Here is a 20,330-nt window from a genome sequence, read left to right on the forward strand (position 1 = left end):
TTAACTTTTTACTACTGCACTAGTGTGCGTTACTATGTTCTTCTGTTGATTCGTGATGATCTTCTTCTGTTGCTGTATGATGATCTTCTTTGATCTTTTCTGTTTCAACAATAGCAACATCAGCATCAATTCTCGGTGTTTTACCTTCGAGATCTGCTTTTAGTTTTTCAACATATTGAACAATCTGCCAACGTTCATGTTCATTAGTCTGAGAAGCATAAGACCCCATAGAATTAATCCCGTAGTACATTACATGATAGATACTTCCTTCTGTAATAGCTCTACCTGCATCATCGTAACTTGGTACTCCTAGAATCTTTTCTCTTTTTACTAAAGTTCCTTTTCCGTTTCCTTTATCTCCATGGCAAATCGCACAATAAATATTGTAAAGCTCTTTACCTTTTTCTTCATTTTCTTTTGTGTATCGAATAGGATTCTTTAATGTATCCTTAGCCAGTTGATATCCTTCGTTAGAGTTTTCAAAGTCATACGGCATCCAACCTCTTGGGATAGATCCTTCTGCTGGTAATTTAGCTTCTTGTCCATTTTCTCCAAATACACCATACTCACCATAAGTCTCGTAACCTACAGACTCATACATATTTGGCATATACTGATAATTTGGCTTTGTATCTTTTTGACAAGAAACAACACTAATCATCACTACTGCGGCTGCTAATATTTTAATAGTATTCTTCATTAGTACTAATGGTTATCTTCTTCCTTATCTATTACTTTAATTTCTACTGCTCCTGTGTCTCCTAATAAACTAGTTAGTTTATTAACATCATGATTTCCAGCATCAACTTCCATTAAGAAATGATCATCTGTAGTTCTTACATCAGGATTTTCTGCTTTTTTAAATGGCCATAATCTACTTCTCATATAAAAAGTAATTACCATTAAATGCGCTGCAAAAAATACAGTAAGTTCAAACATAATAGGCACAAATGCGGGCATGTTTTCAAGGTAACTAAAACTTGGTTTACCACCGATATCTTGCGGCCAGTCCTCGATCATAATAAAATTCATCATTAAGATCGCAACTGTTAACCCAACACAACCATACATAAAAGCTGTAATAGCTAATCTGGTATGTGGTAATCCCATTGCTTTATCAAGTCCGTGAACTGGAAAAGGTGTAAATATCTCTTCGATATGATAATGTTCTGCTCGAACTTTCTTAACAGCGTCCATCAGAACGTCGTCATCTATATATAATGCATGTATAACTTTTGATGCCATACTATTAGTTATTTTTAAGTTGTTCTGCCTGACCAGCCCAATCATCACGTTGTGCTCTACCAGGGAAAGATCCTGTTATACTATCTAATAAATCGTACTCTGCTTTAGTCATTTTACTTACTTGATCGAAAGTAAATATTCCAATCTCGTTAAGTTTATTTTCCATAACAGGTCCAATTCCGTTTACTTTCTTAAGATCATCAGCAGTTTGTGTAGAAGCATCAAAAGTACCTAAATTATCAAGTAAACTATTGATGTCATCTTGACTAGCTTCCTTAGCTTCTGTCTTTTCTACTACTTGCTCTGCCACTACCTCTTCTGTAGTAATCTTCACGTTACTTTTTGGTAATTGATCTCTATGATCAATCCCAGCTTCTCTTAATTTTTTATACTTCTCTCCCGAAGATTTCAAAATAGTTTTTACTTCAGCTTGTGCAATCACTGGGAATGTACGCGCATATAATAAGAACAATACGAAGAAGAATCCTATCGTTCCGATAAAAATTCCTATATCAACAAAAGTAGGAGAGAACATTGTCCATGAAGATGGTAAATAATCTCTATGTAATGATGTTACAATAATTACAAAACGCTCAAACCACATCCCTATATTTACAACAATAGAAATAAAGAAAGAGAACATGATACTTCTTCTCAGTTTTGGGAACCACATAAACTGTGGAGAGAATACGTTACACGTCATCATTGCCCAATATGCCCACCAGTAAGGTCCAGTTGCTCTATTTAAGAAAGCATACTGTTCGTACTCTACTCCAGAGTACCATGCAACAAACAGTTCTGTTATATATGCTACACCCACTATAGAACCAGTAATCATGATTACAATATTCATTAATTCTATATGCTGGATAGTAATATAGTCTTCTAGATTAGAAACCTTTCTCATGATAATAAGTAAGGTATTTACCATTGCAAATCCTGAGAAGATTGCCCCTGCCACAAAATAAGGAGGGAAAATCGTAGTATGCCACCCTGGTATTACAGACGTAGCAAAATCAAAAGATACAATTGTATGTACAGAAAGTACAAGTGGTGTTGCCAAACCTGCAAGTACTAAAGATACTTCTTCAAAACGTTGCCAGTCTTTTGCTCTTCCACTCCATCCAAAAGAAAGGATACCGTATATCTTTTTATTAAATGGTGTAATTGCTCTATCTCGGATCATCGCAAAATCTGGTAATAAACCTGTCCACCAGAAAACTAATGATACTGATAAATACGTAGAAATTGCAAATACATCCCAAAGTAAGGGTGAATTAAAGTTTACCCACAGAGATCCAAATTGATTTGGAATAGGCAGTACCCAATATGCTAACCATGGTCTACCCATGTGAATAATTGGGAACAAACCTGCTTGAATAACCGAGAAAATGGTCATCGCTTCTGCAGATCTGTTAATTGCCATTCTCCATTTTTGACGGAAAAGCAATAGTACTGCAGAAATCAGTGTTCCGGCGTGACCTATACCTACCCACCATACAAAATTGGTGATATCCCAGGCCCAACCTACTGTTTTATTTAATCCCCAGGTTCCTATACCTGTAGAAACTGTATATATTATACAACCTATCCCCCAAAGGAAAGCAATAAGCGCGATAGAAAATACAATCCACCATGATTTGTTTGCTTTACCTTCAACTGGTGCTGCAACATCGACAGTTACGTCGTGGTACGTTTTATCGCCAGTTACTAAAGGCTTTCTTATAGGTGCTTCGTAATGAGACATAATCCTTTATAATTGAATTGATTCTTTATTTAGTTAATTAGGCTTCTGTAGTATTTCTTACTTTAGTTTGGTACATAACATTAGGTTTTGTTCCAACATGCTCAAGTAAGTGATACATACGGTTATCTTCTTTAAGTTTAGCAACCTCGCTATCCTTATCATTAATATCACCAAATACCATAGCACCTGATGAACAAGCAGCAGAACAAGCAGTTTGGAATTCTCCATCCTTGATTACTCTACCATCTCTTTTTGCATCCAAAATAGTTTTTTGAGTCATTTGGATACACATAGAACATTTTTCCATAACCCCTCTAGAACGTACTGTTACATCAGGGTTAATAACCATTCTACCTAAATCATTATTCATATGATAATCAAACTCGTCATTGTTATTATACAAGAACCAGTTAAATCTACGTACTTTATAAGGGCAGTTATTTGCACAGTATCTTGTTCCAACACAACGGTTATATGCCATGTGATTTTGACCTTGTCTACCATGAGAAGTTGCCGCTACAGGACATACTGTTTCACATGGAGCATGATTACAATGTTGACACATTACAGGTTGAAATACTACTTGTGGATTCTCTGCAGGGCTTTCCATCTCTCCAAATTCTGACAAAGAACTTCCTAATCCAGCAATATTATCTTTTTTAACATTATCTGTATCAAAAGTATCTTGAGAAGAATAATAACGGTCAATACGTAACCAGTGCATATCACGAGATCTACGTATTTCTGATTTACCAACTACAGGGACATTATTTTCTGCATGACATGCAATCACGCAGGCACCACATCCAGTACAAGCATTTAAATCTATAGAAAGATTAAAATGATGACCTACAGAACGATCGAATTCATCCCAAAGATCAACCTCTGGAGAAGTTACCTCATACTCAATATGATTTTTACTAACTTCAGGAATTGCATTCCATTCGTGCTTATCTTTTGTATTGAATATTTCAAGCGTGGTCTCTTTTACAATATCACCACGTCCCATTAACGTATTATGCAACTGCACACAAGCAAACTCATGCGTACCTTCTGCTGCTGAAACAGATACATTCTGTACTGCATTAAGGTTTTGATATAATGTATAGGCATTAACACCTACTACCATTTCTTCTTTAAGGCCGTGAGATTTTCCGTAACCCAACGCTAATCCAACAGAACCTTTTGCTTGTCCTGGCTGAATAATTACTGGTACAACGACATCTTTTCCGTTAGCAGTAACTTTAGCATAACTACCATTTAATGCACCGTTAGCTACATTTTCATTTGTCAACCCTAACTCTTGAGCATCTGCTTTAGAAACTGTTAAATAATTATCCCAAGAAGCTCTAGTAATTGGATCAGGCATTTCTTGTAACCAAGGATTATTTGCCTGTTGTCCATCTCCTAATGATGTCTTAGTATATAAAGTAAGTTCTAAACCACTTGCTTTAGCTATTGAAAGTCTTCTTGCAGCAGCACCAACATTAGGCCCACTTACAACAGGAGCTTCTCCTTCTACAACAGCATCTCCTTCTGGAGCTGCAATAGCATCAACCAATTCTTGTTTTGGTAATGAAGGTTGCACTAACACTCCATCATGCAAAGCTTGGTTCCAAGAAGATCCTCCTAGAATACCAGTCCATGCACTTTTAATATAATCGTGATAAGTAGATGAGTTACCTGTCCACTTCAATAATGTTTCTTGAAACTGTCTTGTATCAAATAAAGGCTTGATAGTTGGTTGCACAAGGCTATAACTTCCTTTCTTCAACTCAACATCTCCCCAGGCTTCTAAATAATGCGGAGTTGTAGCAATATAATTACACTCAGACGATGTTTCATCATCATGCATACTGAAAGCTACAGAAATATCAACTTTACCAAGACCTGTTTTAAATTCCTCGGCATTTGGCAATGAAAATACAGGATTTACTCCTGCTATCAATATACCTCCAACACGACCAGCATTCATATCTTTTACAAGCTGAGCTACAGCTTTAGCATCACCTTGTCTTATTTTACGAGGTGTACTTTCGTTAAATGCTTTACTTTTTATTGTCTTATTTATCTCTAGCACTACTAATTGTGCATCAACGTCTTGTATACCTGATACTACTAATGCGTTACTACCAGCTTTCTGGATTTCTTTAGCCGCTTTCACTACAGCTGCATCGAGATTAGCTCCTAAAGAGCTTTTTGATCCAGACCCTGTTACATAAGCGTATAATGCCGCCAACACTTGTTTTTGTTGCGAAGGCTTTATTGCTACTCTTGTATCTGCATTAGCTCCTGACAAAGACATGTTCGATTCAAACTGAATATGCTTTGACATTTTACCATTTTTAGGCACGCGCCCTTGAGCATATCCACCATCATATCCACCACCTTGCCAATCTCCTAAGAAATCTGCTCCAATACTTACCACGGTATTAGCTTTTGCAAAATCATAATCTGCTAAAGCTCTTTCTCCGTACATAATTTGATACGCATCCAAAGCTTCACTTTGAGAAATCGCATCATATACAACATGCTTTACATTTCGATATTTAGCTTTAAATTCTGCAATCAACTTTGATGTAGAAGGACTAGCAAACGTTTGAGTAAGTATTACTAACTCTTTTCCACCAAGTGCATTTAGCTTAGCCCCTACTTCTTTATCTAAATCTGCCCAACTAATATCTTCTTTCCCTTTTTTAGGTCCTTGAAGACGTGTATTATCATACAATGACAATACAGAAGCATGCACTCTTGCATTAGCTTCTCCATTAGATTTTGCCAGATTATTATTTTCTACTTTGATAGGTCGACCTTCTCTTGTTTTTATTAAAACACTAGCGAAATCAAAACCATCAGCTATAGTAGTAGCATAATAGTTTGCCACACCAGGAACAATTCTGTCTGGCTGAACAACGTAAGGTATTGATTTTTTAACAGGACCTTCGCATGCTGCAAGTGAAGCAGCTGCTGTACTAAAACCTACATATTTAAGAAAATCACGACGTGTAGTTGACGAATTCTCTAAGGATGACTTATCTCCCAAAAACTCATCTGTCGGAATTTCCTGTACAAATTCGTTTTGTTGTAGCGTCTCAACAATAGAGCTATTTTCGTTTAGCTCTTCAACACTTTTCCAGTATTTCTTGTTTGATGACATATATAATTGATATTAGCTTCTTAATATTTATCCGAAATCGGATACAATTTTATTAGTAATGACATTTACCACATTCCAGACCACCCATTTGAGCAGCTGTTAGTTTATCCACGCCATATTTTTTAGAGAGTTCTGAATGAATCTTCTCATAATATTTATTATCTGCCACTTTTACATTAGTTTCTCTGTGACAATTTATACACCACCCCATAGTAAGTGGAGCATGTTGATACATGATTTCCATCTCTTCTACCGGTCCATGACATTTTTGACATTCAACACCTGCAACGCTTACGTGTTGTGAGTGATTAAAATATGCAAAGTCAGGTAAATTATGAATACGAACCCATTTTACTGGCTCTGTTTCTCCTGTATATTTTTGAGCATCTGCATCCCATCCCACAGCCTTATATAGCTTTTGGATTTCACCGTCATAAAACTCCTTAGAATAATCTTCTGTAGCTGTAGTTTCTGCAACTTCACCTATAGATTTATGACAATTCATACACACATTAAGAGAAGGAATCCCAGAATGTTTTGAAACACGTGCAGAAGAGTGACAATACTTACACTCTATCTGATTATCACCTGCGTGAATTTTATGCGAGTAATGAATTGGCTGAATTGGCTGATACCCTTGATCAACACCAACCTGCATAAAGTACCCATAAACAAAGTAACCACTTGCTAACAATAAGAATATAGCTGTAACTAAAACTAAGAATTGATTTTGAACAAAAGCTTTCCAGATAGGAGTTCTAGCTTCTGGTTCTGGTAATTCTATATTACTAGCTTCTGCAAAACGTTTAAGTGTATTATTTACTAAAAACAATATCACAACTAACATTAAGAAAACTAATGCCAAACCAGCAAGGATAATATCGGTAGATACTCCTGAATCACTAGATGTCGGAGCAACCGTAGATCCTGAACCTGCAGCAACGGCTGGCGCAGCTTTTGGCTCCATTACATACGCCAAAATATTATCTATATCACCATTAGTTAACTGCGGAAATGCGTTCATCGCAGTTTTGTTATACTCTTCATAAATAGCTACCGCTTGTGCATCACCAGATGCAATCATTGCTGCACTATTTTTTACCCAAGAGTATATCCACTCTCTTTCGTACTTATCAGCAACTCCAAAAAGAGCTGGACCTGTCATCTTTTTATATCTTTTATGACATGCTGCACAAAGAGAATTAAATAATGCTTTTCCTTTTGCTGCATCACCTCCAGCAGAGGCTTCTGTTGCAACAGCACTATCAGCAACTGCTTCTTCCTGTCCAAAAACAGGATTAAAAAAAGTAAATAAAAAAACAGTTCCTATGATTAGGATTTTGGAGGCTGAATTTCGGTGTTTCACCTGTTTCATATTATTACGTAGAATTATCGTCTTAATTTTGGCATGGTTTTTTCGTTTACTATCTCGAAAAGATAAAAAACCATCACTTTTAATTCGACGACAAAAGTACTATAATAAGTCGATTTTAGAAATGTTAGAGAACCGTTAAGTATTAATTTATAATAATTCTAAATAATATTTTTTAACCATTGTGAGTTATTAAACTTTACCTTTGCTTCAAATCAATTTGTAATGAGAATGTTAAACATGAAAGGCTACATTTTACTATTAGGTTTTTGTTACTTTAATAGTTCATCTTTAATTGCTCAGGATACTATAAATACTCAAATTCCTGACAGTAATGGCTTTGTAAAAGCTATTATCCCCCCTAGACAAGAGGCTTCTGTGACCATAAATCAAGATCCTAGAATCAAAATGCTTCTTGATTTAAAATCAAAAATGGAAAAAGATGGAGAGTTTAGTGATCGCTATAAAATTCAGCTATATTATGGAAATTTAAATAAAGCTAACGAAATTATGAGGTCCGCTAAAGAGAATTTTCCAGATTGGAGCGCAACAATGCAATGGGAAACACCAAATTATAAAGTATGGATAGGGAACTACAGAACGCGTCTTGATGCAGATAAAGCTCTTAAAGAAATCCACGCTGAGTTTCCAAATGCCTTTATTTTTAAACCCGAATAACAAAGTATTAAACCGAAGTCCTATCTTTTAATAAAGATAGGTCACTTATACATAAAAAAAAGCCGTTACAATTGTAACGGCTTTTTTTTATGTATAAACTTTAATAGCTACAGTTTCTTTTTAACTGCTACTTCTTGATAAGCTTCAATAACATCATCGACTCTTATGTCATTATAATTCTTGATTTGCATACCACAGTCATAACCTTTACTTACCTCTTTAACATCGTCTTTAAAACGTTTTAATGAAGAAAGCTCTCCTGTATACACCACAACACCTTCTCTTATCAATCGGATTCCTGAATTTCTAAAAATCTTACCATTCTGAACCATACATCCTGCAATTGTACCAATTTTAGAGATTTTGAATGTCTCTCTAATCTCTGCAGTACCTGTAATCTCTTCCTTCATTACTGGAGAAAGCATACCTTCCATTGCATCTTTCAGATCATTTATAGCATCATAGATAATAGAATATGTCCTGATATCTATTTCTTCTTTATCAGCAACCTGTCTGGCATTACCTGCAGGTCTAACATTAAACCCAATAATAATTGCATCAGAAGCAGAAGCCAATAACACATCACTTTCGGTAATAGCACCTACAGCTTTATGAATAATATTCACATGAATCTCTTCTGTAGACAATTTCTGGAAAGAATCTGTTAATGCTTCAACAGAACCATCAACATCACCTTTAAGAATTATATTTAACTCTTTGAAATCTCCAAGTGCAATACGTCTACCAATTTCATCAAGAGTAATATGTCTTTGCGTACGCACCGATTGTTCTCTATGCAACTGAGCTCTTTTAGAAGCAATATCTTTTGCCTCACGCTCATCTTCTAGCACATTAAACTTATCACCAGCTTGTGGCGCACCATCTAATCCTAAAATTGACACTGGCGTTGAAGGACCAGCTTCTTTTACATTATTACCTCTCTCATCCTGCATTGCCTTAACCTTACCACTATTTTTTCCTGCAAGAACATAATCTCCTACTCGAAGCGTTCCTGTTTGAACCAAAATAGTAGAAACGTATCCTCTTCCTTTATCCAAGAATGCCTCAACAACAGTTCCCGATGCTAATCTATCTGGATTTGCTTTAAGCTCTAGTATCTCAGCTTCTAAAAGTACCTTTTCTAATAATTCTTTTACACCTAATCCAGTTTTTGCAGAAATATCATGAGACTGTATTTTACCTCCCCAATCTTCTACTAACAAATTCATAGAAGCAAGCTTCTCTTTTATTTTCTCTGGATTAGCTTCTTGTCTATCTACTTTGTTTATAGCAAATACAATAGGAACGCCAGCAGCTTGTGCATGACTAATAGCCTCTTTTGTCTGGGGCATCACATCATCATCTGCAGCAATCACAATAATTGCTAAATCTGTTACTTGTGCACCACGAGCACGCATTGCTGTAAATGCTTCGTGACCTGGAGTATCTAGGAATGCGATTTTTTGCCCTCCTGCTAACTGAACTCCATATGCACCAATATGCTGTGTAATACCACCACTTTCACCGGCGATTACATTTTCTTCTCGTATATAATCTAGAAGCGAAGTTTTACCATGATCTACGTGACCCATTACAGTGACTATAGGAGCTCGTGTAACTAAATCTTCTGGAGCATCAACAACTTCTTCAATAGACTCTTCAATATCTGCGGTTACAAAATTAACCTCATAACCAAATTCATCTGCAACAATAGAAAGTGTCTCTGCATCTAAACGTTGATTCATGGTTACCATAATCCCTAAAGACATACAAGCTGAAATTATATCAGTTGTTGGCACACTCATCATCGTAGCGACTTCTGCAGCTGTAACAAATTCTGTTACCTTTAGAACTTTACTTTCTTGCTCTTGTTGCGCAACATCATCTTCTGCTTTTTGACGGTGTTGATCCCTTTTATCTCTACGGTATTTAGCTGCTTTTGACTTGTTAGATTTACCTTGTAATTTTTCTAAGGTTTCTCTAACCTGTTTTTGCACTTCTTCTTCGCTTGGCTCTTCCTTTACAACAGGCGGTCTTTTGCCTTTTGCGGCACCACCACGACCCCTATTACCAGGACCTCTATTACCAGGGCCTCTATTACCTCCCTGGCCACCCGGTCTATTACCACCTTGTCCACCAGCGTTATCTTTACTTATTCTTCTTCGACGTTTTTTAGCGTCTGCAGAACCACCACCAGTCTTCTTATCAGACTTATCATCTTTTTTCTTTACCGGCTTCTTAAACTGAGTTAAGTCAATTTTTTGTCCTGTAAAGTTTGGACCATCTAACTTTTTATACTGAGTTTTAACACGCCCCGACTCTTCTGGTTTCTCTTCTGTAGCGGGTTTTTCTTCGCTAACAGGCTCAATAACCTTTGGCTTTTCCTCGGCTACTACAGGTACCTTTGGCTTTTCTTCTTTTTTCACTTCCTTCGGAGGAGCTTGTTTCGTAATCTTTATTCCTTTTTTAACAGGTCTATTTGAAACTATTTCAGGCTCTTTTGCCTTCACCTCTTCTTTTTCTTTTTTAGGAGGAACATCTGCTACTTTTTCTTCGGGCTGCGATGTTTGCTCCTCTTTCTTATTTAAGTCAATTTTGCCTACTTGTTTAGGCCCACTTAGTTGAGCTTTGGCTTTTACGACTTCACGAGCTTCTGCTTGCTTACGCTTTTCTTCTTGCTCATTCTCGATCTGCACGCGTAACGCTTCTTTCTCTTTCTTCTTTTCTTCACCAACCTCTTTTGAAGCGACTTTCTTACTCTTATCAGTCTGAAATTCATCACACAAGAGCTGATAAATCTCTGAAGAAATTTTTGTGGTAGGACGCGCATCAATATCATGACCTTTTGAACTCAAAAAGTCAACAGCCCGATCTAGCGAGATATTGAATTCACGTAATACCTTATTTAATCTCATTGTTTTTGCTTCAGCCATAAATGCCTATTATTTTATGCTCAAATATAAATTAATTGTGTTTATTAATCCTCAAATTCTGATTTTAATATTTTAAGGACTTCACTAACAGTTTCTTCTTCAAGATCTGTTCGTTTTACTAAATCAGCTAAATCTTGCTCCAAAATACTCTTCGCAGTATCTAACCCTATCTTAGAGAACTCTTCTATTATCCAAGAATCTATCTCATCAGTAAATTCTGTAAGCTCTACATCTTCTTCAACACCTTCTCTAAATACATCTATCTCATAACCTGTAAGTTGACCAGCAAGTCTGATATTGTGTCCTCCACGACCTATTGCCTTAGAAACTTCTTCCGGTCTTAACATTACCTCTGCTCTACTTGTTTCTTCATTAATCTTAATCGAAGTTACTTTTGCAGGACTTAATGATCTTGTTATATATAATTGTAAGTTATTTGTATAATTTATAACATCAATATTTTCATTTCCTAATTCTCTCACTATACCATGAATACGAGAACCTTTCATTCCTACACATGCTCCAACAGGATCAATTCTATCATCATAAGAATCAACAGCAACTTTTGCCTTTTCTCCTGGAATTCTAACTACCTTTTTAACCGTTATTAATCCATCAAAAACTTCAGGAATTTCTGATTCAAAAAGTTTTTCCAAGAACAAAGGAGATGTTCTAGACATAATAATTGCCGGCTTATTACCTTTAAGCTCAACAGACTCTATAACTCCTCTTACGTTTTCACCTTTACGGAAAAAATCAGAAGGTATTTGCCTATCTTTTGGCAAAATAATCTCATTACCCTCATCATCTAACATTATGATTGCTCTATGTCTTATATGATGAACCTCTGCCGTATATATCTCTCCTTCTAACTCTTTAAATTGCTTATATATATTCGTATTATCGTGTTCATGAATTTTAGAAATCAAATTTTGTCGTAATGCCAAAATTGAACGTCTTCCTAAATCAATAAGCTTAACCTCTTCAGACACATCTTCACCAACTTCAAAATCTGGTTCTATTTTTTGAGCCGCTGTTAATGATATTTCTTGATTATCATCCTCTACTTCCCCATCTCCTACAACAATTCTATTTCTCCAAATCTCTAAATCCCCCTTATCTGGATTTATAATGATATCAAAATTATCATCGCTACCAAATTTCTTCTTAAGAGCATTCCTAAACACATCTTCTAAAATTGACATTAGCGTCACACGATCTATAAACTTATCATCTTTAAATTCTGAAAATGATTCTATTAATGCGATATTTTCCATATCAATGAATAATTAAAATGTTATCATAACTTTTGCTTCCACAATATCTTCATAAGCAACAGTTGCTTCTTTTACTACTGTTACTTTACCTTTTCCAATTGGTTTTGGCTCTCTAGTTTTCCAAGTAAGCAAAACCTTGTTATCATTGGTTACTGAAATCAATTCCCCTTCTACTGTTTCGTCTTTGGTTTTCACTTTTAGTTTTCTACCTATATTCTTTCTGTACTGACGAATATGCTTTAAACCTTCAGAAACCCCTGCAGACATCACTTGCAAAGAAAAATCTTCCTCATCTCTATCCAAATTATGCTCAATTGCTCTGCTTATAGCAATACAATCTTCAACTTTAACCCCTTGATCTCCATCAATAATAACCTCGATACTATTATCGGGATTAATCTTATAATCAATTAGAAATAAAGACGGGTTTTCCGCTAGTGCTTCTTCTAATAATTTTTGAGACTTATCTTTTAATGACATAAGTAGATAAAAAGAGGGGACTTTTCGTCCCCTCCATCTGGTTTTTTAATTTCAACGGTGCAAAGATAGTAATAATATCTTAGATTCAAAATATGATAAAGAATGAATTTATTCGTAAATTTAAGATACCAAAGTCATAGATAGCCTACTTAAAATTAGAAAGTTACAATACTATTCTTAATCCCAACACTCATCTTGTGATTATTCTAAAATCTAAATACATGCAATAATTAACTAATTTATTTCAAAAAAGCAAGATTATGATTAAAAGTATACTGGTGCCAACAGATTTTTCGGAACAAGCAGAAAGCGCATTAAAAGTAGCTGCTCAAATTGCAAAAAAAAATGATGCTCAAATTTATTTACTTCACATCTTAGAGCTACCCATGCACCTCTCTGATCTAATGTCTTCTGGCGCTCCGGCCCCAGCTCCAGAAGCTATATTTTTCATGAAGCAAACTCACAAAAAGTTCGAAGAAGTTTTAGAACAAGATTACCTTAAGGATATTGAAGTTATCGAAACAGTAAGTTTTGAAGATGTTCTAAACGGTGTTATCGACTCGAGTAAAAAGAACAATGTTGATATTATAATTATGGGATCTCACGGATCTTCAGGTTTTGAAGAATTATTTATTGGTTCTAATGCAGAAAAAATAGTTCGAACATCAAAAAAACCCACATTGGTAATAAAAGAAGATTGTGAAATATTTGAAGTCAATGACTTTGTGTACGCCACAAATTTTGATAACGAAGACAAACCATCATTAATTGCAGCAGATGAATTTGCAAAATCAATTGGCGCAAAACTTCATTTGGTATGGATTAATACCGCAAATGGTTTCAAGACCACGTACGAAACTGAAAGCAAAATGAATGATCTTATTTCCGGCCTACCTATAGACAACTATACACTTAACATCTACAATGACATCACCGTAGAAAAAGGAATTTTAAATTTTGCAGAGTCAATTAACGCAGGTATGATTGGTATAAGTACCCATGGTCGAAAAGGAATATCCCATTTTATCAACGGAAGTCTTGGAGAAGATGTTGTTAATCATGCTAAACGCCCTGTCTTAACTTTCAAAATATAACTCAACAAGATAGACACTCTATAGTCACAAAATAAAAAGGAGTAACAAAATTTGTTACTCCTTTTGCGTTGGTCTACTAGGGCTCGAACCTAGACTCTTCTGGACCAAAACCAGACGTGTTGCCAGTTACACCATAGACCAATGTATCTTTGCGGGTGCAAATTTAAAACTTTCTTTTTTCTCTGCAAACATTTTTTTAAAAATTATTACATTAAAATTACTAATTCGCTCTTTTCTAAGATGAAATATATATTTAAAATATAAACTTGTGTTAAGCGTTTGCTAAAAAAAACAAGGTAGAAGTATTTTTATTATTAAATTCGCCTCAAGTTATATAACCGAATACATTTTTATGAGCACATTCAACTTTAGTAAGTGGAATAAAATTATTGGCTGGGCAGTATTTGCCATCGCACTATGTGTATACTCTTTGACCGTAGAACCCACTGCAAGTTTTTGGGATGCAGGTGAATACATTGCTACTTCATCAAAGCTTCAAGTAGGACATCCACCTGGCGCGCCATTATTTCAAATGATAGGCGCTTTTGCATCGTTATTTGCAACCGATCCTACTCAAATCGCCTTAATGGTAAACATGACTTCTGCCTTTGCTAGCGCATTTTCTATATTATTTATGTTTTGGTCGATTACAATTTTGGCAAAAAAAGTAATTGTAAAAGATGAAGAATTTACAGAAAGTAAGGCCATTGCGGTTTTAGGTAGTGGACTAGTAGGAGCTCTATCATTTACATTTACAGACAGTTTTTGGTTTAATGCTGTAGAAGCCGAGGTATATGCTATGGCCATCTGCATACTATCGGTTCTCTTTTATCTAGGATTACTTTGGGAAAGAGATATGCATAAGCCTAGAGGTAACAAATGGCTTATTTTGATTTCTTTTATAGTAGGTCTATCCTTTGGAGTTCATTTTATGGGACTATTATCTATACCTGCTATAGGACTGTTATATTACTTTAAAAATTACAAAGAAATAACTATAAAGAATTTTATTATTGCTAATGTATCTGTGGTTGCAATACTCTTATTCATTTTTAAATTACTACTACCATCTACCCTTAAGTTCTTTGGAGCTGCAGAGGTGTTTTTTGTAAATTCGATTGGACTACCTTTTAATTCAGGTACAATCATAGCTGGACTTATTATCATAGCAGCCTTTTACTTTGGTATAAAATACACTCGTAAGAAAGATTATGTTCAACTAAACACATTGTTACTATGTGTTGTATTTATTCTATTAGGATTTTCAAGTTGGGTAATGCTACCTATTCGTGCAAATGCTGGTACCGTAATTAACGAGAACAACCCAAATAATGCGCGTGAGCTATTAGCATATTATAACCTAGAGCAATACCCTGAAACCCATCTATTTTATGGTCCTCAGTTTACTGAAATCTATTCTCAATTAGACGAAAATAATCCGTACGAAGACGATAAACCTAAATACGAAAAAGACCTTAAAACAGGTAAGTACATCATCGTAAACGATTGGAAAAATGCTAGACAAAATCTTGATAATGCTCATAAAGCATTTCTACCAAGAATGTGGAGCACCGAGCATATTGCCAATTATATGGAGTTTACTGGACCCATAAAATTTACTATAAAACCAGAATACCAAAGTGAAGAAGAATTGCTGAAAGCAGTTACCGAATTTAGAAGAGAATATGCCGTAGGAAAACTTGATAATAGTGATTATCATAAATTTCTACAGTCTTTTGGAAACTATATAGATGTAGAAAAACCTTCACTATGGGATAATGTAGTATATCTCTTTGACTACCAAATGGGATATATGTATTGGCGTTATTTTATGTGGAATTTTGTTGGACGACAAGATGATAATCAAGGTAAATTAACTAGCCTAGAAGGGAATTGGTTAAGCGGTATTACATTTATTGATGAAATGCGCTTAGGGTCTCAAGATAATTTACCTTCTGACACCCTTAAAAACAAAGCAAGAAATACATATTATTTCTTACCGCTTTTATTAGGATTAATAGGCTTTGTGTTTATGTTGCAAAGAGATAAGAAAAATTTCTGGGTATTATTTATCTTTTTCATGTTTACCGGTTTAGCATTAAAAATATACCTAAACGAAAGACCTTTTGAACCAAGAGAACGAGATTACGCATTAGTAGGGTCTTTTTATGTGTTCTCGATATGGATTGGCTTTGGAGTATACGCTTTATTTGATTTATTAAAAGGATATCTAAAACCAAAGCTTTTAGCCCCCATAATAACCGCAGTTTGTCTACTCGCAGTTCCTGTACTTTTAGCATCAGAAAACTGGGATGATCATGATCGATCTAATAGATATACTGCTCAGGCTATGGCAAAAATGTATTTGCAGTCTTGTCAAAAAGATGCCATTCTTTTTACCATAGGAGATAATGACACTTTTGCCTTATGGTACGCTCAGGAAATAGAAGAATACAGAACCGATGTTAGAACAGTAAACACAAGTCTTTTTGCTACTGATTGGTACATTGATCAGATGAAAAGAGCCGCGTATGAAGGCAAGCCAATTCCATCACAACTCACGCATGATTTTTACAGGTTTGGAAATAATGATGCCATTTACTTTAAACCTGTTACTAGCGATACAATGCTTATTAAGAATTGGATGAGATGGATCGAAACAGATGACCCAAGAACCAAAGGCGATCTACAAAGTGGCAAAAAAGTAAATACATTTCCTACTAAACATATAAGAATACCTGTAGATAAAGAAGCTGTGCTTAAAAATGGTATTGTATCTCAAGAAGATGCTGATCTTATAGTGCCTTATATCGACATTCACCTAAAAGGAGATTTATTATTCAAAAATAGGCTTTTAATGCTAGACATTATTGCCAATAACAACTGGGAAAGACCAATCTATTTTACAGGTGGAAGCTATGGAGATGATGATTTCTTATGGATGAAAGATTACCTACAACTTGATGGTGTTACCTTCAAACTAGTACCTATTCGTACAAAAGTAGATAAGCGAAATCCATATGAAATGGGTAGAATCAATACAGAGCTTATGTATAATAATGTTATGAGTTGGGACTGGGGTAATAGTAATAGTCCAGATATATATCATGACCCAGAAACTAGAAAAAATGCAATAACCTACAGAAGTAATCTTGCCAGATTAGTTGAAACTCTTATTAAGGAAGGCAAAAAAGACAAAGCTAAAGATATTATTGACTTAGCTATGAACAAGATGCCTATAGAGTATTATGAATACTACACCTTACTAGAACCTTATGTAACAGGATACTACCAAATAGGAGAAAAACAAAAAGCTCGTGATCTTTGGAATAAAATTGCTAAAAAATATCAGGAAAAACTCACCTATTTTGGAAGTTTGGATCTTAAAGAACAATACAATTATGCCGAGGATATCGTTACAAACGTAGAGCGTTATCGAAGTGTTGTAGACCTGCTTCTAATGAATCAAGATCGTGAAATGATAGAGGAAAAAGCTGACGAATTTAACAGATATCTTGGATTATTTACAAGGCTTTACTCTGCAGATGAAGGGTATGATGATGAAGAAGCCATAAGAAAACAAGAAGAAGACTTAATTAAAGAGTTTCAAAACCAACAGGAACAATCATTAGACTCCTTAGATACAATTACAAAATAAAACTCAAAAAGAGAGCTTTTTACAAAGCTCTCTTTTTTATTAATTGAAACAAATTGATCCCTGCAAAGACCCCAAAAATTCTAAAACAATTTTTCTCTACATATACTTGGGATCTACATGTCCAAAACGAAAAAAAAATATATTTAACTTTTGATGATGGTCCAATACCAGAAATAACAGAGTTTGTTTTAGCACAGTTAAAATTATACAATGCCAAAGCTACCTTTTTTTGTATTGGAGAAAATATCAAAAAACACCCTCATATTTTTAAAAAAATAATAGACCACGGGCATGCTATTGGTAACCATACGATGAATCATTTAAAGGTCTGGAAAAGCAACTCTAAAACATACCTAGACAACATTAGTGATTGCGAAGAATTAATACTGCAGCATTATCAAACCACAGATATATACACAAAGCTATTTAGACCCCCTTATGGTCAAATAAGTTATTCTAAATTTAAAACAATAGAGAAACTAGGTTACAAAATAATTTTGTGGGATGTTTTATCAAAAGATTGGGATAAAACTATCCTTCCGCAGGAATGCTCACAAAATGTAATAAAAAATACAGAATCGGGAAGTATTGTGGTATTTCATGATAGCAAAAAAGCATCCATCAACCTTAAATATGCGCTACCTAAAGTTTTAGATTATTTTTCTAACAGAGGCTACACTTTTGAAGCGATTTCTATTAAACGTACTCCTTCATAAGACCTATCAAAGTATTAGCATCTTGCTCACCACTTTGTCGCCATACCATTTCACCTTCTTTATAAATCATTAATGTAGGAAGTCCCTTAATTCGCAATGCAGTAGCAAGCTCTTCATTTTTATCTACATCAATTTTTATAACCTTGCCCTTATCACCAAGAGCAGCAGCCACATCTTTCAATACGGGATGCATAGAAACAGATGGCTCATTCCATTCGGTATAAAAGTCCAGCAACACCGGAACACCAATACCTATTATATCTCCAAACTTTGACATGTTCAAAAATTTTTATGTTTTAAGGTTTTCTAATATATTACCCATAAACAATTGTAAATATAACACTTTCTATGAATTAAGACGGCTTTGAACCCTTTCTCAATTCTATAACTGTAATCTCTGGCCAAATCCCCACTCTTCCGGGAAAAGCATGAAAACCAAATCCACGATTCACATTTAAATATCGTCCCATTTCATCATACATACCTGCCCATTGCTTGTATACATATTGTACCGGGCTCCATCTTACAAATCCTGGAATCTCGATTCCAAACTGAAAACCATGTGTGTGACCACTTAATGTAAGATGAAAATGATCATCATGTTTTTTAACTTCATATTCCCAATGAGAAGGATCGTGGCTCAACAAAATCTTAAAATCTTCTTTGCTTACTTTTTGTGATGCCTTTGTAAGATCTCCTGCTTTTTTAAAATTATGTCCCCAGTTTTCTACTCCAATTACAGCAATACGTTCTCCTTCTTTTTCAACAAAGGTGCTATCATTAAGTAACAGATTAAAGTCAATTTTATTATGAATATCTTTTATAGCCTGGAAATTAGCTTCTTTTTCTTCTTCACTATCCCAAGTAACGTACTCTCCATAATCATGATTACCTAATACAGAATACTTACCATATGTTGGTGTTTTGATACGCTTAAAAGTAGTTATCCAATCATCCATTTCTTTTGCCATGGTGTTCACTATATCACCCGTAAAAAGAAGCATATCGGTATCTTGCTCGTTAATAAGATCTACAGCATATTCTATTTTTTCTACATCATCAAAACTGCCAGAATGAATATCAGAAATTTGCGTAATTCTAAAACCATCAAAAGCATCAGGAAGATCTTCAAAATGCAACACATGACTAATTACCTTAAAATTGTATTTACCTCTAAAAATACCGTGTAACAAGCCTGCAAAAGGTATAGCGGCTATACCAATTGCTATCTTACTTATAAATTTCCTTCGATCAGGAAGATATTCTGTTGCTGTACCATCAAAAAAGGTATTGGTTAAATATGTATATCCAGCTACACATACTCTAATGATATCTTCTCCGAACATAAACAACACTATAATCAACTTAGGAACTATTGTTAACAACAACATTGCACTAGCCCTTAAACTATATTTTGTAGGACCAACGCTTCGATCATAATTAGCAAAAACATAAATTGCATAACCTAGAATTGCCAAAGATAAAACCAGATAGCCTATTTGCACTATTTGATTTCTTGTAAGAGTTTTGATAGCCTGATACGCATAGAACTCGAGTAACAGGTATATAAAAATAGGAATTAACCAACGCATAATATTCTAATTCAATAACAAAGCAAAGCTATCTCTCCTTTTTAATATGCTACTATTTTTAAGTAAAAATTAACGATATAATAAAGAAAACACTAAAAACAGTTAAATTTAACCCCATAGAACATGATAAATCTTAATAAAATCTTTTACATGTAAGATTTTTATTTGTAACTTCGAAGAATTATTTATTTTAAGAAACAATTTTTTTTCTATATAAAATTACAAACGCATTTAAAGTAGTTGATACATTGTTATCAATTTTATTTTGGGGCGAAATGCCGTCAGGTCTTGACGGCATTTCTTTTTTCTGTTTTTTTGAAGCTTAATTAATTTAATCTTCTCGATTATATCAATATATTGCATTCCTAAAAATTTACGCAC

14 protein-coding genes and 1 tRNA gene are annotated in these 20,330 nt (G+C 34.7%); 4 read left to right on the plus strand and 11 right to left on the minus strand.

Annotated features, from left to right (window positions below):
* Positions 1-19 precede the first annotated feature (19 nt).
* Genes D1816_RS12960 through D1816_RS12980 form a run of 5 tightly spaced genes read right to left on the minus strand, consistent with a single transcriptional unit; the run spans position 20 to position 7,524 of the window.
* A complete protein-coding gene (locus D1816_RS12960; RefSeq protein ID WP_066317373.1) occupies positions 20-700 on the minus strand; it encodes a cytochrome c in 681 nt (226 codons plus the stop codon).
* Positions 701-705: 5 nt separating this feature from the next.
* Positions 706-1,245 (minus strand): DUF3341 domain-containing protein, encoded by a 540-nt coding sequence (locus D1816_RS12965; RefSeq protein ID WP_066317375.1) that lies wholly within the window; start codon positions 1,243-1,245, stop codon positions 706-708.
* 4 nt (positions 1,246-1,249) lie between these two features.
* Positions 1,250-2,995 carry an NrfD/PsrC family molybdoenzyme membrane anchor subunit gene (gene nrfD, locus D1816_RS12970; RefSeq protein WP_082832527.1) on the minus strand — a complete coding sequence of 582 codons (1,746 nt, stop codon included), beginning with the start codon at positions 2,993-2,995 and terminating at the stop codon, positions 1,250-1,252.
* Positions 2,996-3,029: 34 nt separating this feature from the next.
* Complete coding sequence (locus tag D1816_RS12975) at positions 3,030-6,149, minus strand: TAT-variant-translocated molybdopterin oxidoreductase (protein ID WP_118503350.1); 3,120 nt, start codon at positions 6,147-6,149, stop codon at positions 3,030-3,032.
* Between the two features lie 52 nt (positions 6,150-6,201).
* Positions 6,202-7,524: a c-type cytochrome gene (locus D1816_RS12980; RefSeq protein ID WP_118503352.1), complete on the minus strand. Its 1,323-nt coding sequence runs from the start codon at positions 7,522-7,524 to the stop codon at positions 6,202-6,204.
* A gap of 222 nt (positions 7,525-7,746) precedes the next feature.
* Between D1816_RS12980 and D1816_RS12985 the strand changes: the two genes are divergently transcribed.
* Positions 7,747-8,199, plus strand: a complete 453-nt coding sequence (locus tag D1816_RS12985; protein ID WP_233565210.1) for an SPOR domain-containing protein — start codon at positions 7,747-7,749, stop codon at positions 8,197-8,199.
* A gap of 107 nt (positions 8,200-8,306) precedes the next feature.
* Here the strand turns inward: D1816_RS12985 and infB are convergent, their stop codons facing one another.
* The 3 genes from infB to rimP are packed head-to-tail and all read right to left on the minus strand — an operon-like array spanning position 8,307 to position 12,889.
* Entirely contained in the window at positions 8,307-11,132 is a 2,826-nt protein-coding gene (infB, locus tag D1816_RS12990; protein ID WP_118503354.1) for a translation initiation factor IF-2, read from the minus strand.
* A gap of 44 nt (positions 11,133-11,176) precedes the next feature.
* A complete protein-coding gene (gene nusA / locus D1816_RS12995; RefSeq protein WP_066317388.1) occupies positions 11,177-12,409 on the minus strand; it encodes a transcription termination factor NusA in 1,233 nt (410 codons plus the stop codon).
* A 12-nt stretch (positions 12,410-12,421) separates the two neighbouring features.
* Positions 12,422-12,889, minus strand: coding sequence for a ribosome assembly cofactor RimP (rimP, locus tag D1816_RS13000; RefSeq protein ID WP_066317390.1), 468 nt, complete (start codon positions 12,887-12,889; stop codon positions 12,422-12,424).
* 260 nt (positions 12,890-13,149) lie between these two features.
* Here rimP and D1816_RS13005 point away from each other — a divergent pair, with 260 nt between their 5' ends.
* Positions 13,150-13,983, plus strand: coding sequence for a universal stress protein (locus D1816_RS13005; protein ID WP_369886280.1), 834 nt, complete (start codon positions 13,150-13,152; stop codon positions 13,981-13,983).
* A 68-nt stretch (positions 13,984-14,051) separates the two neighbouring features.
* Here D1816_RS13005 and D1816_RS13010 read toward each other — a convergent pair.
* Positions 14,052-14,124, minus strand: a tRNA-Gln gene (locus D1816_RS13010).
* Positions 14,125-14,335: 211 nt separating this feature from the next.
* Between D1816_RS13010 and D1816_RS13015 the strand changes: the two genes are divergently transcribed.
* The gene (locus tag D1816_RS13015) at positions 14,336-17,641 is read left to right on the plus strand and encodes a DUF2723 domain-containing protein (RefSeq protein ID WP_118503356.1); all 3,306 of its coding nucleotides are present in this window, start codon (positions 14,336-14,338) and stop codon (positions 17,639-17,641) included.
* Positions 17,642-17,694: 53 nt separating this feature from the next.
* Positions 17,695-18,357 carry a polysaccharide deacetylase family protein gene (locus D1816_RS13020; protein ID WP_118503358.1) on the plus strand — a complete coding sequence of 221 codons (663 nt, stop codon included), beginning with the start codon at positions 17,695-17,697 and terminating at the stop codon, positions 18,355-18,357.
* Here the strand turns inward: D1816_RS13020 and D1816_RS13025 are convergent.
* Positions 18,338-18,634 carry a co-chaperone YbbN gene (locus D1816_RS13025; protein ID WP_066317397.1) on the minus strand — a complete coding sequence of 99 codons (297 nt, stop codon included), beginning with the start codon at positions 18,632-18,634 and terminating at the stop codon, positions 18,338-18,340. The two genes, D1816_RS13020 and D1816_RS13025, sit on opposite strands and share 20 nt — an antisense overlap.
* A gap of 76 nt (positions 18,635-18,710) precedes the next feature.
* Positions 18,711-19,949, minus strand: coding sequence for a metallophosphoesterase (locus D1816_RS13030; protein WP_066317399.1), 1,239 nt, complete (start codon positions 19,947-19,949; stop codon positions 18,711-18,713).
* Positions 19,950-20,330 lie beyond the last annotated feature (381 nt).

The sequence above is a fragment of the Aquimarina sp. AD10 genome, from assembly GCF_003443715.1.
In the GTDB taxonomy this organism is placed as follows: Bacteria; Bacteroidota; Bacteroidia; order Flavobacteriales; family Flavobacteriaceae; genus Aquimarina; species Aquimarina aggregata.